14 protein-coding genes and 1 pseudogene are annotated in these 15510 nt (G+C 44.1%); all 15 read left to right on the forward strand.

Going from position 1 to position 15510, the window contains the following annotated elements; genetic code table 11:
* Positions 1-88 precede the first annotated feature (88 nt).
* Entirely contained in the window at positions 89-1120 is a 1032-nt protein-coding gene (gene recA / locus KS242_RS08345) for a recombinase RecA (protein ID WP_217323892.1), read from the forward strand.
* 398 nt (positions 1121-1518) lie between these two features.
* The gene (rny, locus tag KS242_RS08350) at positions 1519-3081 is read left to right on the forward strand and encodes a ribonuclease Y (RefSeq protein WP_077309441.1); all 1563 of its coding nucleotides are present in this window, start codon (positions 1519-1521) and stop codon (positions 3079-3081) included.
* A gap of 77 nt (positions 3082-3158) precedes the next feature.
* A complete protein-coding gene (locus KS242_RS08355; protein ID WP_217323893.1) occupies positions 3159-3956 on the forward strand; it encodes a TIGR00282 family metallophosphoesterase in 798 nt (265 codons plus the stop codon).
* Positions 3957-4112: 156 nt separating this feature from the next.
* A complete protein-coding gene (locus KS242_RS08360; protein ID WP_058307744.1) occupies positions 4113-4373 on the forward strand; it encodes a stage V sporulation protein S in 261 nt (86 codons plus the stop codon).
* 102 nt (positions 4374-4475) lie between these two features.
* Positions 4476-6038: a tRNA (N6-isopentenyl adenosine(37)-C2)-methylthiotransferase MiaB gene (gene miaB / locus KS242_RS08365; RefSeq protein WP_371747614.1), complete on the forward strand. Its 1563-nt coding sequence runs from the start codon at positions 4476-4478 to the stop codon at positions 6036-6038.
* Entirely contained in the window at positions 6035-6397 is a 363-nt protein-coding gene (locus KS242_RS08370; RefSeq protein WP_217323895.1) for a YlbF/YmcA family competence regulator, read from the forward strand. The genes miaB and KS242_RS08370 overlap by 4 nt, the downstream gene beginning before the upstream one ends.
* A 234-nt stretch (positions 6398-6631) precedes the next feature.
* On the forward strand, positions 6632-7201 hold the full coding sequence (gene cotE / locus KS242_RS08375) for an outer spore coat protein CotE (RefSeq protein ID WP_217323896.1): 570 nt from the start codon (positions 6632-6634) through the stop codon (positions 7199-7201).
* Positions 7202-7313: 112 nt separating this feature from the next.
* Positions 7314-9914, forward strand: a complete 2601-nt coding sequence (mutS, locus tag KS242_RS08380) for a DNA mismatch repair protein MutS (protein ID WP_217323897.1) — start codon at positions 7314-7316, stop codon at positions 9912-9914.
* Between the two features lie 12 nt (positions 9915-9926).
* Positions 9927-11774, forward strand: a complete 1848-nt coding sequence (gene mutL, locus KS242_RS08385; protein WP_217323898.1) for a DNA mismatch repair endonuclease MutL — start codon at positions 9927-9929, stop codon at positions 11772-11774.
* Positions 11775-12021: 247 nt separating this feature from the next.
* Positions 12022-12423: pseudogene (locus tag KS242_RS18090) on the forward strand (M23 family metallopeptidase); the annotation flags it as partial.
* A 117-nt stretch (positions 12424-12540) separates the two neighbouring features.
* Entirely contained in the window at positions 12541-12645 is a 105-nt protein-coding gene (locus KS242_RS18095) for a peptidoglycan-binding domain-containing protein (RefSeq protein WP_256444547.1), read from the forward strand.
* 36 nt (positions 12646-12681) lie between these two features.
* Positions 12682-13140 carry a Dps family protein gene (locus KS242_RS08395; protein ID WP_217323900.1) on the forward strand — a complete coding sequence of 153 codons (459 nt, stop codon included), beginning with the start codon at positions 12682-12684 and terminating at the stop codon, positions 13138-13140.
* Between the two features lie 85 nt (positions 13141-13225).
* A complete protein-coding gene (gene miaA, locus KS242_RS08400; protein WP_217323901.1) occupies positions 13226-14161 on the forward strand; it encodes a tRNA (adenosine(37)-N6)-dimethylallyltransferase MiaA in 936 nt (311 codons plus the stop codon).
* Positions 14162-14196: 35 nt separating this feature from the next.
* On the forward strand, positions 14197-14430 hold the full coding sequence (gene hfq / locus KS242_RS08405) for an RNA chaperone Hfq (RefSeq protein ID WP_097040576.1): 234 nt from the start codon (positions 14197-14199) through the stop codon (positions 14428-14430).
* A 141-nt stretch (positions 14431-14571) separates the two neighbouring features.
* The gene (locus KS242_RS08410; protein WP_254391843.1) at positions 14572-15495 is read left to right on the forward strand and encodes an AAA family ATPase; all 924 of its coding nucleotides are present in this window, start codon (positions 14572-14574) and stop codon (positions 15493-15495) included.
* Positions 15496-15510: the final 15 nt, after the last annotated feature.

Consider the following 15510-nt stretch of genomic DNA (forward strand, 5'->3'; position numbering starts at 1 on the left):
AAAAAGGGAACATTTATTCGCTTTTTGCTTGTTATATCTCAATAAACAAGTTAAAATAGATATAGATAATCCAAAGGAGGAAATACATTTGAGTGAACGTAAACAAGCCCTTGATATGGCTTTGAGACAAATAGAGAAACAGTTCGGTAAAGGTTCCATTATGAAACTCGGTGAAAGAGCAGAACAGAAGGTCTCTACCGTATCCAGCGGCTCCCTTGCTCTCGACATCGCCCTTGGTGTCGGCGGCTATCCAAAAGGCCGTGTTGTAGAAATCTACGGTCCGGAATCCTCTGGTAAAACAACTGTTGCACTGCATGCAATTGCAGAAGCACAGCGTAACGGCGGACAAGCGGCTTTCATTGATGCAGAGCATGCGCTTGATCCTGTTTATGCACAAAAACTAGGTGTTAATATAGATGAACTTTTACTTTCCCAGCCGGATACAGGGGAACAAGCATTAGAAATCGCAGAAGCCCTCGTACGAAGCGGTGCAGTTGATATTGTTGTTGTCGACTCTGTAGCTGCCCTTGTACCGAAAGCTGAAATCGAAGGGGAGATGGGTGACTCCCACGTCGGTCTTCAAGCACGTCTAATGTCCCAGGCTTTACGTAAATTGTCTGGTGCAATCAACAAATCAAAAACAACTGCCATCTTTATCAACCAGATTCGTGAAAAAGTCGGTGTTATGTTCGGTAACCCTGAAACAACTCCCGGCGGCCGTGCGCTTAAATTCTATTCTTCTGTCCGTCTAGAAGTACGCCGTGCAGAGACGCTCAAGCAAGGTAATGATATGGTAGGTAATAAAACTAGAATTAAAGTTGTGAAAAACAAGGTTGCACCTCCGTTTAAACAAGCGGAAGTAGACATAATGTACGGAGAAGGTATTTCCCGTGAAGGGGAACTTATCGATATAGCCAGTGACTTGGACATCGTTCAAAAAAGTGGAGCTTGGTATTCTTATAACGATGAGCGCCTAGGGCAAGGCCGTGAGAATGCGAAGCAATTCATGAAAGAAAATCCGGAAATAGCTACAACAATTCAGATGCAAGTACGTGAGCACTATAATCTGGATGCAGATAAGAAACTTCCGGATGAAGAACAAGAATCACTGGATATGTAAGAGAGAAGCTGACATAATCGTGTTTCAGCCTGAAACAAGTCCAAACGAAACTGTTATTATACGCAGTATCGTTTGGATTTTTTATTACATTCATATAAGCAGCAGCTCAATAACCATAATGGTTATGCCGTTCGCTCTCGGTGAGTTTCTATTTTATGGTGCAGGCTGCGAGCTGTTCTTTCATAAAACATCCCAGCCAGTCATACTTCGTTTTATATGTTCAACTTTCTAGTACTTTCCATGTTATCTTGACAACATGCGAACACAGGATTAAAATTAAGTAGTATAATTTTCTTTTATATTATACTTTTCTAAGGTTACCATCGTTTTTTAAATGAAAAACATTGTGCATGCCGACAGACATGTTTGTACAATTTCATAGCAGGGGAGGTGAAATCATGGAACTATTTTACCTGATCATCTCCATTTTGCTTGTTCTAATCGTCGGTGGTGTTGTTGGTTATCTTGTTCGCAAATCTATTGCTGAGAAAAAAATCTCCGGTGCGGAGGAATTAGCGAAGCAAATAGTCGCAGAAGGCCATCGCAATGCGGAAACGGCTAAAAAAGAAGCGCTTCTCGAAGCGAAAGATGAAAACTTCCAGCTGCGTCAGCAGACGGAGCAGGAATTACGTGAGCGACGTCTCGAACTGCAAAAGCAAGAAAACCGTCTGATGCAGAAGGAAGAGAATCTGGACCGTAAAAGCGATACGCTTGATAAGCGTGAAGTTACGTTAGAGAAAAAGGAACAATCATTAACTGAAAGACAACAACAAATTGAAGAATTGGAAAGCAAAGTGGAAGTCTTGGTGAAAGAACAGCAGCTGAAATTAGAACAGATTTCTGGCTATACATCCGATGAAGCACGTCAAATCGTGCTGGATAAAGTCGAGAAGGAAGTTGCCTTTGAATCAGCTGTTATGATTAAAGATGCAGAACATCGCGCCAAAGAAGAGGCCGATAAAAAAGCGAAAAGCATTCTTTCCCTTGCACTTCAGCGCTGTGCAGCCGATCATGTTGCGGAAACGACAGTATCTGTCGTTAACTTGCCGAACGACGAGATGAAAGGACGCATCATCGGTCGGGAAGGCCGTAATATTCGTACACTAGAGACGCTTACCGGAATTGATCTGATTATTGATGATACGCCAGAAGCGGTTATCCTATCCGGTTTTGATCCTGTCCGTCGTGAGATTGCAAGGATTGCACTCGAGAAACTTGTCCAAGATGGTCGTATCCACCCTGCCCGGATTGAGGAAATGGTGGAGAAATCCAGACGGGAAGTGGATGAATATATCCGTGAAACAGGTGAAGAGACGACTTTCGAAGTTGGCGTACATGGTTTGCATCCGGACTTAGTTAAGATACTTGGCAGATTGAAGTATCGCACAAGCTACGGGCAGAACGTATTGAAGCACTCAATGGAAGTTGCTTATCTGTCCGGACTGTTAGCAGCCGAACTGGGCGAGGATGTCACACTTGCAAAACGCGCAGGTCTGCTTCATGACATCGGAAAAGCGATCGACCACGAAGTAGAAGGCAGCCACGTTGAAATCGGGAAAGAGCTCGCAATGAAATACAAAGAGCATCCAGTGGTCATCAATTCGATTGCTTCCCACCACGGAGATGAGGAAGCGACATCTATTATTGCAGTGCTAGTCGCTGCAGCAGATGCCCTCTCAGCTGCCCGTCCGGGAGCAAGAAGTGAGACATTGGAGAACTACATCAAGCGTCTGGAGAAACTGGAGGAGATTTCTGAATCCTTCCAAGGCGTAGAGAAATCTTTCGCCATTCAAGCAGGACGTGAGATTCGTATCATGGTTAAGCCGGATGAAATTGATGACTTGGAATCCATTAAAGTCGCTCGTGATATTCGGAAACGAATTGAAAGTGAATTGGATTATCCAGGACACATTAAAGTTACGGTTATCCGTGAAACACGTGCAGTTGAATATGCAAAATAAAAAAAGCGGCCCTGTGCCGCTTTTTTTATATGTTAGACTATACTTAGGATACATGGTTATACAGAAAGGACTAGATTATGAAGCTACTATTTATTGGAGACGTTGTCGGAGAACCTGGCCGACAAATGGTACAAGATTATTTGCCGCGTCTGAAGAAACGTTATCAACCGCAGCTGACAATCATTAATGGAGAAAACGCCGCGGACGGAAAAGGTATAAACGAGCGGATTTATAAGCAATTTCTCGAATGGGGCGCGCAAGCTGTCACAATGGGGAATCACACATGGGATAAACGCGACATCTTTGAATTCATCGATGATGCGAAATATTTAGTTCGTCCGTCTAACTTGCCGCCAGAAACACCTGGAACAGGTATTATTTATGTGAAGATAAATCAACATGAAGTAGCTATCATTAATCTGCTGGCACGCACATTCATGATGCCGGCAGACGATCCGTTCCGAGAAGCGGATCGTCTTATTGAAGAAGCGCGCAAACGTACACATCTTATTTTTATTGATTTTCACGGAGAAGCAACAAGCGAGAAGCAGGCTTTCGGCTGGTATGTTGATGGACGTGTCAGCGCAGTTGTGGGAACCCATACACATACCCAGACAGCTGATGAACGCATATTGCCATCTGGTACAGCATATATTTCAGATGCGGGTATGACAGGCCCTTATGAGACTATTCTCGGTATGGAGCGAGAAGCCGTTATCAAAAGATTTTTAACGAACTTGCCAGTACGTTTTGAAGTGCCCAAAACGGGTAAAGCACAATTAAATGGAGTAGTAATCGATCTGGATCCGCAAACGGGAAAGGCAACCTCTATCAAACGCATCCTGATCAATGATGACCACCCGTATATGGATTGATCTTTGCTGCTCCTTCACTAGGTCTCTTGTTTACAAAGATGAACCAGGACAGGTTGTACCACTTTTTCAGAGATCGCCCTAAAAATGGGCATATCTACTATCCGCTAGAAATATAGTAAAAGGAAAGTAGTCCAGTAAACGAAGGAGGTACCAGTGTTGGATATACTAAAAGTTTCAGCGAAATCCAATCCAAATTCAGTAGCAGGCGCACTCGCGAACGTATTAAGAGAACGTGGCTCAGCGGAAATTCAGGCAATCGGGGCAGGAGCTTTAAACCAATCGGTTAAAGCTGTCGCAATCGCTCGCGGTTTTGTCGCTCCAAGCGGAGTAGACTTAATTTGTATCCCGGCATTCACGGATATCATGATCGACAACGAGGAACGGACTGCCATTAAATTGATCGTGGAACCAAGATAAGTCCCGCCTTAAGCGGGGCTTTTTTATTTCCAATACCTGGACGTATGTCTTGCGATTGATATAATAGAAGTAACTAGCATGCAATGGAGGGTGAGGAATTCAGTGAATGAAGAACAGCGAAAATCAGATCGTTTTATTTCTGCAAAGTATGCGAAACAAGAAGGAAAAGCCTTGCATGAGAAAACAACAGCAGATTTCGCGAAGTATTTCCAAACGACGTATCAGCCGCCTGATTTAAAGCAGGCAAAGAAACGGCGCAGGGAAGATGTCAAGTTCCATTATGATTTCACTATTCCGCCAGCAATGCAGAAAGCCGGCACAGGTAAGAGATTTCTTATCCGTACATATGGCTGCCAGATGAATGAACATGACACCGAAGTGATGGCGGGATTGTTTGTAGAGATGGGATATGAGCCAACAACGAATACACATGATGCAGATGTTATTTTGCTGAACACATGTGCAATTCGGGAAAATGCTGAAAATAAAGTGTTCGGCGAAATCGGTCATCTTAAACCATTGAAACTTGAAAAGCCAGACTTAATCATTGGCGTATGCGGCTGCATGTCTCAAGAAGAAGCAGTTGTGAATCGCATTTTGAAGAAACATCCGCATATTGATATGATTTTCGGCACGCATAATATTCACCGATTGCCGCAGCTTCTCCAAGAAGCCAGTTTCAGCAAGGAAATGGTGCTTGAAGTTTGGTCGAAGGAAGGAGATGTGATTGAAAATCTCCCAAAAGCGCGAAAAGGAAAAATCAAGGCTTGGGTCAATATTATGTACGGCTGTGATAAATTCTGTACGTATTGTATTGTTCCTTATACGAGAGGGAAAGAAAGAAGCCGACGCCCGGAGGATATCGTCCAAGAAGTGCGGCAGCTGGCAGCGCAAGGCTATCAAGAGATTACCTTGCTCGGTCAAAACGTTAATGCATATGGCAAAGATTTAACCGATGTGAACGTCGGACTTGGCGAGTTAATGGACGAGATTCGCAAGATTGCCATCCCTCGGATTCGTTTCACGACTTCCCATCCGCGGGACTTTGATGATAAACTAATAGAGGTACTAGCCCAAGGCGGGAATTTGCTTGACCACATACATTTGCCAGTTCAATCCGGCAGCAGTGATATCCTGCGGGTAATGGCGCGTCGATACACACGTGAAGATTACTTGCGTTTGGTAGAAAAGATCAGACAGCATATACCGAACGTTACACTGACTACAGACATTATTGTCGGGTTTCCGAATGAGACAGAAAAGCAGTTTCAAGAGACGTTGTCTTTAGTTAAAGAAGTTGGTTTTGAGGCAGCATATACGTATATTTACTCTCCTCGTGACGGCACACCTGCTGCTAAGTGGGAAGATAACGTTCCGCTGGAAGTGAAAAAAGAGCGACTCCAGCGATTGAATGCTTTAATAGATCAACAGGCAGCAGCGTCTATGCAGCTGTATGAAGGCAAAGTGGTGCATGTGCTCGTTGAAGGTGAAAGTAAGCGAAATCCAGAAGTACTGTCGGGATATACGGAAAAAAACAAGCTAGTTAATTTCCGAGGACCTGCCTCAGTAATAGGTAAAATTGTTCCCGTTATCGTGACAAAAGCCAAAACGTGGTCACTTGATGGCGAACTAGCAGAAACAACAGCGGAGGTACACAGCTTATGAATTATTCCACCGAAGAGATTCTCAAACAAGCAGAAGCGTTGGCAGAGGACATGCGCGGACTAGATGAAATCGCGCATTTCCATCAGCTCGAGGCAAAGCTGAACGAGAATAAAAAGGTGCAGACATATATCAACCAAATTAAGATGAAACAAAAGCAGGCAGTCAACTTACAAGCGTATGGCAAGCGGGAAGCGCAGCTGCAAATGGAGCAGGAAATCGATGAGCTGCAAGCAAAGATTGACAGCATTCCAATTGTACAAGACTTCAAGGAATCCCAAGTCATTACAAATCATATTTTGCAAAGTATCTCTCAAAACATCCAGCATACTGTCTTTCAAGAGGAAGAGACAGAGAAATAAGTCTTCTATAGGGAAAAGATGCGTACTTGTTATCATGCAAAAGTACGCATCTTTTCTTTTTGTTTTCATGTCCCTTCAAAGAAGTGTTGAAGGTTACTTTAATGAATAACCTCTGCCTAGGCATCTGCATAGAATGGAGGAGCGTCCAGCTTTGGTGAAGGAATATATTTTTCCTGACACCATAGGTGAACACCCTGCATAACATGACTATGTAAAAAGAGGAGGTTTTCGTACATGGGTTTTCAAGATCAGTCCTACCGTGAGATAATCACGAAAGCAGTTATCGGCCGTGGCCGCAAGTTCAGCAAGAATATCGATCATATCAAGCCTGAGCACAAACCTTCCAGCATCCTTGGCTGCTGGGTCATCAACCACCTGTACAACGCAAAAAAGAAAGGCGATAAGGGTGTTGAAATTACAGGCAGTTATGATATCAACGTTTGGTATTCGCACCATGACAATACAAAGACAGAAGTAGTCACAGAGCGTGTACCTTACAAGGAACTAGTCAAATTGAGTGTAAGAGATGAAAATTGCATCGATGATGAATACGAAGTTTATGCAAAGGCAATTCAGCAGCCAAACTGCTTGGAATGTAAAATTGTCCAGCATGGCCAAAAGATTTTCGTGGAAATTGAGAAAGAATTTCTTGTAGAAGTTATCGGCGAAACGAAACTTTGTGTGAAAGTAGATCCAGATGGCTGTGTTGTAGAAGATGTAGAAGAAGAATGGGATTTCGAGCTTACGGATGACGATTTCAAAGATGTGGATCCAGACTTTTTGGATAAGAAGCACGATAATTAAACGAGAGCAGCAGCTCTCGTTTTTTGTTTGCCAAGTAAGAGACAAGGCAGGAAAAGTGAAAAAGACCTGTGTTATAATGAACATAATTGCAATGAAACAGAGGAGTAGGAAAATGGCAGGTTACACACCAATGATGCAGCAATATTTACGAATAAAAGCAGATTATAAGGATGCGTTTCTTTTCTTTCGGCTTGGAGATTTTTATGAGATGTTCTTTGATGATGCCTTGAAGGCGACAAAGGAGCTCGAAATCACCCTTACAAGCAAAAATGCAGGCGTAGAAGAAAAGGTGCCAATGTGCGGTGTTCCTTACCATTCAGCTGATAATTATATAAGAATACTAGTTTCACGCGGATTTAAAGTGGCAATTTGTGAACAAGTAGAAGATCCGAAAACTGCTAAAGGAGTCGTGAAGCGTGAAGTAGTCCAGCTGATTACACCTGGTACCGTCATGGAGAATGGTATGCTGGACGAAAAAGAAAACAATTACTTGGCGGCTGTAAACGAAAACGCTGATCGAACGTATAGTCTTGTTTATCATGATCTTTCTACAGGAGAAAATCGTGCGGCCCTGCTGGAAGGCGGTTTTGATACACTGCTTAGCGAACTGTACAATCAGCCGGTACGAGAAATTGTCGTTTCCGAACAACTGGAGCAGCAACTGCAAGATGAACTGAAAATGCGGCTTGGGGTAACGCTATCCTATCAGGAGCCGGGTGTATCTAGCAGTCTGTCACAAGAGAAGCTTGCTGGCGGTGTTACTGATACAAGGCTGCTAGACTGCTTTTTTATGCTTTTACATTATGTGGAGCGTACGCAAAAGCGCGGTTTGGATCACCTGAAGCCGCTTCAAGTGATGGAACTGAAGTCTTTCATGACATTAGATATGTATTCAAAGCGCAATCTGGAGCTGACCGAAACAATTCTGAAGAAAGGCAAGCATGGAAGTTTGCTTTGGGTGCTCGATGACACCGTTACGGCAATGGGTGCAAGAATGCTGAAAAAATGGCTTGAACGACCGTTGTTGCAAAAAGAGGCAATCATGCGGCGTCAAGATTTAGTACAAGCATTTTTGGATCATTTCTTCGAGCGAGATACGATTCGCCAGCTGCTGCAATCAGTTTACGATGTTGAACGATTGTCCGGCCGTGTCGCATACGGCAATGTAAACGCCCGTGATTTATTGCAGCTGAAACGAACGCTGGCAAAACTGCCAGAACTAAAGCAGGTATTGTCGGATTTTGCAGAGACTGAGGTCCAGCGAATGGGACAAGAGCTAGATCCGCTGCCAGCATTGCATGACTATTTGGAAAGAAGTTTGCATGAAGATGCACCGATTGGTGTGCGGGAAGGCGGGCTGTTAAAGGATGGTTTTCATACGCAGCTTGATACGTATCGAGATGCATCCAGAAACGGCAAACAATGGATTGCCGCACTAGAGCAGCAAGAGCGAATAGAAACAGGCATCAAGTCGCTGAAGGTCGGCTATAACAAAGTATTCGGCTACTATATTGAAGTTACACGAGCAAACCTGCATTTGCTGCCGGAAGGAAAGTACGAGCGAAAGCAGACGCTCAGCAATGCTGAGCGCTTTATCACACCCGAATTGAAAGAAAAAGAAGCGTTAATCTTGGAAGCACAAGATCAGAGTGTGGAGTTGGAGTATGAATTGTTCTTGGAGATCAGGGACCATGTGAAAACATATATTCCAGCACTGCAGCAGCTGGCAGATCAGATCAGCCAATTGGATGTGCTGCAAAGCTTTGCAGAAGTAAGTGAAAAGCAGCGATATGCTCGGCCGACGTTTAACAGCATCAGATCTGTATCCATTACGGAAGGCCGTCATCCGGTTATTGAGAAAGTGATGAAATCCGGTGAGTTCGTTCCGAATGATGTGCAGATGGACCAGGGATCGGACATCTTGCTAATTACTGGACCGAATATGAGTGGTAAAAGTACCTATATGCGGCAAGTTGCTTTGACGAGCATTATGGCGCAAATAGGTTGTTTCGTGCCGAGTGAAGCGGCAGATTTGCCGTTATTTGATCAAATCTTTACTCGTATCGGTGCAGCGGACGATCTCGTTTCCGGTCAAAGTACATTCATGGTCGAGATGCTGGAATCCAGGCATGCTTTGGAGCATGCGACAGACAGGAGTTTAATCTTGCTTGACGAAATTGGCCGCGGGACAAGCACGTATGACGGCATGGCGTTAGCGCAGTCCATTATTGAATATGTGCATGACAACATTCATGCTAAAACATTATTCTCCACGCATTATCATGAGCTTACGACATTAGATGAGGATTTAGAAAAGCTTCGAAACGTGCACGTGCGAGCAGAGGAGCATGAAGGCAATGTTGTCTTTCTTCACCAAATTCGTGAAGGAGCAGCAGATGAGAGCTACGGCATTCACGTAGCAAAACTTGCTAAGCTGCCAGACAGTCTGATCGAGCGGGCGTCTGCGATTCTGCAAGAGCTGGAAGGGCAAGGGCAGAAGCTGGTAACCTCTGCTCCCGAAGCAGTCCAGGAAGACATGCAGCTGTCTTTCTTTGCAGAACCAGAACCGAAAAAGGAAGAAACAGTAAAAAAATCAGACAAGCGAGCAGATCAGGTGCTTGCGGAGCTTTCTTCCATTAATTTAATGGAGCAAACACCGATGGAAGCAATGAATTTATTGTATAAACTGCAGCAAATGGCAGCAAAGAAGTAAGGAGGTTCCAACATGGCGATTCAATTGATGCCGGATGTTTTAGCAAATAAAATAGCAGCTGGAGAAGTAGTTGAACGGCCGGCTTCTGTCGTCAAGGAACTGGTTGAAAACAGTATTGATGCCGGAAGTACGGTAATTAAAGTAGCTATTAAAGAAGCTGGACTGACCGAGATTTGTATTGTTGACAATGGTGCTGGCATGGAAGCAGATGACGTGGAGCGTGCTTTCTTCCGTCATGCCACGAGTAAAATTCGTAATGAAAATGATTTATTTCATGTACGAACACTCGGATTTCGCGGCGAGGCTCTCGCCAGTATCGCTGCGGTAAGTCAGCTCGAGATAAAGACGAGTACTGGAGAAGATGCGGGCGTGAAGCTAGCTTTAGAAGGCGGCATCATAAAGGAACGAGGCAAATGCGATGCGCGTAAAGGGACGGAAATTACCGTACGTCATTTGTTTTTTAATACACCTGCCCGCTTAAAATATATGAAAACCATCCATACTGAGCTTGGTCATGTATCAGAAGTGATTAATCGGATGGCATTAGCTCATCCGGAAATCCGCTTTGAACTGACGCATAATGACAAGCCGCTGTTTCAATCGACTGGCCGCGGTGAAATGCTGCAAATTGTTGCACAGATTTACGGCAACTCGGTCGCTAAGAAAATGGTCAACGCTTCGCATGAAACATTGGATTATCAGTTAGAGGTGTTAGCGGCAAAACCAGAAATTAACCGGGCGTCCCGGCAATATGTATCATTTATCGTGAACGGCAGATATATTCGCAATCCTATTTTAGCTAAAGCTGTCATGCAGGCGTATCATACGCTGCTGCCAATCGGAAGATTTCCGCTTGCGGTGATTTCGATTAAGATGGATCCAATTCTTGTTGATGTTAACGTGCATCCCGCAAAACTGGAGGTACGTTTCAGCAAGGAGAAGGAATTATTTGATGCCGTGGAACAGCTTGTTAGCAAAGCATTGCGGCAGCAGCGACTTATCCCGGAAGCGGCAACACCGAAACCGAAAAAGCCACAGGAAAAAAGTGAACAGCAAAGCTTCACATTTTTTGAAACGAAACCAAATAGAGAGCCGCAGCCTGAAAAGTGGTTTTTTGATGAAGTAAAAGAGACAGCGCCGCCGATTATTACGGAACAGCCCGCACAGCAACCGCAGCCTAACGATGGTTTTTGGACGGAACCAGCGTACAGTCCAGGAACAGTTTCCGAAGATACGATTACGGAAGAAACGATTGAGCCGGAGCAAGAGCCAGCATATGCAGTGCCGGTGATGTATCCGATTGGACAGCATCACGGCACGTACATCTTGGCAGAAAATGAAGAAGGACTGTTTCTAGTCGACCAGCATGCTGCACAAGAGCGGATTAAATACGAATACTTTAGAGATAAAATAGGCGATGTAGAAAAAGAGCTTCAGGAGCTGCTTATTCCGCTGACGTTTGATTTCACCAAACAAGAGGCACTAATCGTCGAACAATATCAAACAGAATTAGAAGCGGTTGGGCTATTCTTTGAATCTTTCGGCGGCAGTACGTACATTGTGCGCTCCCACCCGCAATGGTTCCCGAAAGGTTTTGAGGAAGAAGTTATTCGTGAAATCGTCGAGCAGGTCATGCAGGAGAGTAAAGTTGATATTCATAAATTACGAGAAGAAGCGGCCATTATGATGTCTTGCAAGCGATCAATCAAAGCGAACCATCATCTGAACTATGATGATATGTTTCATTTGCTGGAAGAGCTTCGTACATCACAAGATCCGTTTACTTGCCCGCATGGCCGGCCGATTATTATCCGTTTTACTTCCTATGAGCTGGAGAAGCTGTTTAAGCGCGTGCAATAATATTGGACGAGTCAAACGAGATTTATATTACATGAGAACAACTGCAAACAGTGTCCAGCATTTTAATTTTGATACAGGAGAAAATCCAAACAATGGCTGTTAATTCGGCATTGTTTGGATTTTTTTATGGCTGAAATACGCTTATCCAAGCCGCAATTTTGCTTGTCTAGGTAGCAACCGTTACCCCAGCAATGGTTTACGCTTATACTATCTTGTAACGAAAAAATGACAGGAAGGAGTATGTGCTATGGCTTTATTCATTAAACCATCTGCAGGCAGATTGACGAATGGCTTCCAAGGTGCAAGTTCTTCCCATAACGGCGTGGATTGGGCACAATCGGGAACAGTTCGTGTAGCTGCTGCTGCAGCAGGAACTGTCTCCCGATCGTATGTATCTTCCTCTTATGGAGAAGTTATTTTTATTGTACATCAGCTAGACGGTCAGAAGTATGAAACGGTATACGCACATTTGCGTTCCGGTTCCAGACAAGTTGGCGTGGGCGATACCGTCAGACAAGGCCAATTTATTGGCTATATGGGAAATACAGGTGATTCGACTGGTCAGCATTTGCATTTTGAATTGCATCGGGGCAGATGGAATGCAAATAAAACCAATGCGGTTAATCCGCTAGGCTATATTGGCGCAGGTTCCAGCGCTTCACAGAATTCCGCTGGCACAGCTTATCCAGGAAGCTATATACGGACTGGATCGCGCGGAGAAAACGTTAGGAAAATCCAGCGCGCTGTCGGAGTAACAGTTGATGGCATTTTCGGTCCGAACACACGACAGGCGGTTATTAATTTTCAGCGCAATAATGGACTTGGTGTCGATGGCATCGTTGGTCCGGAAACGTGGAATAAATTATTCTGAAATTGGGCATGCTGACAGCCAGAGGGGGCGTTAGCTATGCAAACAAATCAGCATCTTATCGACTTTTTAAACCAGCAAATTGCTAATACAAGTGTACTGCACGTGAAACTTCAGCGTTATCATTGGTATGCAAAAGGTCCTTATGGATACGTTATTGAACAATATACAAAGAATTTGCACGAGCAGCTGGATGATATAAAGCAGTGCTTAGGCGTGCGGGTGCTTGCTATCGGCGGCAGACCAATTGCAGTAATGAGCAAATTTCTGCAAGAAGCCACCCTTATGGAAGCAGAAGCGGATGACGAAGATTATGAGGTGGTAAAAACACTGCGTCATGACTACAGTCAGCTGGCACAAGAGATAAAGATTACCGGCATACCGCTTGCCAGGAGGCAGGAAGATGAAGCGACAGCAAGTCTTCTCGTTGATATTCTTGGTAAGCTGGAATATGAAGCCATTCGTTTGACGAAATATCTCATTGATGCCAATCGATAAGCTGTGCTGTATGCACGGCTTTTCGTTTATCTTTCTCTGTCTCGTTATGCTAAACTAATGGCATGATGGCAAGAAGGAGACTAACATGAAAAAGCAAAAAGTAATTGTGATTGTCGGTCCAACGGGTGTTGGCAAGACACAGCTGAGTGTTGAAATCGCGAAGAAGTTTAATGGCGAGGTTATTAGCGGTGATTCCATGCAAATATACAAAGGTATGGACATCGGTACAGCGAAAGTCACAAAAGAAGAGCAGCAAGGAATACGGCATCATTTAATTGATATCCGTGAACCGGAAGAAAGCTATTCGGCTGCTGACTTTCAAAAAGATGTACAAGCCTGTATTGCAGCAATACATAGCCGAGGAAAAATTCCAATTATTGCTGGGGGAACTGGATTATACATACAAGCTGCGCTGTACAGCTATGATTTTTCTGAAGCAAAACGAGACGATAGCTACCAGCAGCAGCTGGAACAAGAAGCACAGACCCATGGAGCGGATCATTTGCATGCGCAGCTGCAAGAAGTAGATCCGATTCAGGCAGAGCGCATCCATCCGAACAATGTACGCCGTGTTATCCGTGCGCTGGAGATTTATCATCGTACAGGGGAAAGAATGAGTGATCATGAAGAAAACGCCCTGGATTCCCGATATGATGCAACAATCATCGGTTTGGAAATGGATCGTGAATTGTTATACGAACAAATCAATCTCCGAGTGGATCGTATGCTGACCGACGGATTGTTAGACGAAGTTCGCACGTTTTTCGAAGCTGGACTATGTGATACACAATCTATGCGGGCAATCGGCTATAAGGAGTTTATCCCTTATTTCGAAGGGAAAATGAACTGGGAGGATACGGTGACGCAGCTGAAACAAAACAGCCGTCGCTATGCCAAACGGCAATATACATGGTTCCGCAACAAAATGGATGTGAATTGGTATACAATCACACCAGCAGAAAAAGCAGAAAAGTTTACAATTATTTTAGAAGAACTTGCAGGAATGCTGAAAGAAAGGTAGAAATAGGAACCGTATAGAAATTAGGAGGGGAATAGATGTCACAATCTGTAAATATTCAAGATCAATATCTGAACCAGCTTCGCAAAGAGCGTATGCAAGTAACTATCTTTCTTACGAATGGATTCCAAATCCGCGGAACAGTGAAGGCTTTTGACAATTTCACTGTACTGTTCGAAACGGAAGGAAGACAGCAATTAATCTTTAAACATGCGATTTCCACATTCTCGCCAGCTAAGAATGTATCGCTGGATTATAAAGAACAAAGCTAAACAAGAACGGGTGCCGCTGGCGCCCGTTTTGTTTTGTGGTGGTAAAGCGACTCCTTGCTGAATAAAGTAGAGAAAGACCGTTGGGCGTTTGTCACGCTATGTCTGTCTTGAGCGTAAACTACTGCAGTGAGGGGTGATCATGTGGAAGCTCAAGTTACGAATACGAAGGGTAAGATCAATATCGTCCTAAAGAACCGACAACAAGAGATGGAGCAGCTGCAGCATGCAGCCATCAAGCGCGATATCGATCCATTCCGTCATATTGATCAGGAATTCGCCGCATTCATCGGTTTGGAAAAGCTCAAAAAGACAATCAAAGAAATTTACGCCAATGTCCATATTAACCAAAAAAGAGAAGCTGCAGGATTAAAACAGGAAAAACAAGTGCTGCATATGCTATTCGAAGGCAATCCAGGTACCGGGAAAACAACGATCGCCCGCAAGCTGGCAGCTGTTTTCCACGAAATGAATGTACTTGACAAAGGACATTTTATTGAAGCAGAACGAGCTGATCTGGTTGGAGAATATATTGGCCACACAGCCCAGAAGACGAGAGCGCTCGTCCAGCGGGCCATGGGCGGCATCTTATTTATAGATGAAGCATATTCTCTGGCTCGTGGCGGAGAAAAAGATTTTGGCAAAGAAGCAATTGATACACTAGTAAAGCATATGGAAGATGCATCCAACAGGTTTATTCTTATTCTTGCTGGCTACCCAAGAGAAATGGCGAATTTTATGAGTTTAAATCCAGGGCTGCGCTCACGGTTTCCAATCCAGCTCCAATTTCCTGACTACAAATCTGAACAGCTGATGGATATCGCCAAAGGTATGCTTGCCGAAAAAGAATACCAACTCACGAAAGAAGCAGAGTGGAAGCTGAAGGAAATCATTGTGCAGCAAAAGTCAAAGCGGACACCTGATTTCTCTAATGCCCGATTTGTTCGTAACATACTTGAGAAAGCAATTCGTATGCAGGCAGTGCGCCTCGTGCGTCATGATCACCATCTGTCGACCGAGGAACTAATGAAAGTGACTGTTGCTGATTTGAATGCAGAAGAATCATAACCTTTTATAAGAGCT

It is taken from the genome of Terribacillus sp. DMT04, from assembly GCF_019056395.1.
Taxonomy (GTDB): Bacteria; Bacillota; Bacilli; order Bacillales; family Amphibacillaceae; genus Terribacillus; species Terribacillus aidingensis_A.

Bases quoted from the DNA above. Each gene is read 5' to 3' on its own strand.
- KS242_RS08395 (WP_217323900.1), top strand. From the start codon at position 12,682: ATGCAAACAAATCAGCATCTTATCGACTTTTTAAACCAGCAAATTGCT.
- hfq (WP_097040576.1), top strand. From the start codon at position 14,197: ATGTCACAATCTGTAAATATTCAAGATCAATATCTGAACCAGCTTCGC.
- mutL (WP_217323898.1), top strand. From the start codon at position 9,927: ATGGCGATTCAATTGATGCCGGATGTTTTAGCAAATAAAATAGCAGCT.
- KS242_RS08370 (WP_217323895.1), top strand. From the start codon at position 6,035: ATGAATTATTCCACCGAAGAGATTCTCAAACAAGCAGAAGCGTTGGCA.
- rny (WP_077309441.1), top strand. From the start codon at position 1,519: ATGGAACTATTTTACCTGATCATCTCCATTTTGCTTGTTCTAATCGTC.
- cotE (WP_217323896.1), top strand. From the start codon at position 6,632: ATGGGTTTTCAAGATCAGTCCTACCGTGAGATAATCACGAAAGCAGTT.
- KS242_RS08355 (WP_217323893.1), top strand. From the start codon at position 3,159: ATGAAGCTACTATTTATTGGAGACGTTGTCGGAGAACCTGGCCGACAA.
- miaA (WP_217323901.1), top strand. From the start codon at position 13,226: ATGAAAAAGCAAAAAGTAATTGTGATTGTCGGTCCAACGGGTGTTGGC.
- mutS (WP_217323897.1), top strand. From the start codon at position 7,314: ATGGCAGGTTACACACCAATGATGCAGCAATATTTACGAATAAAAGCA.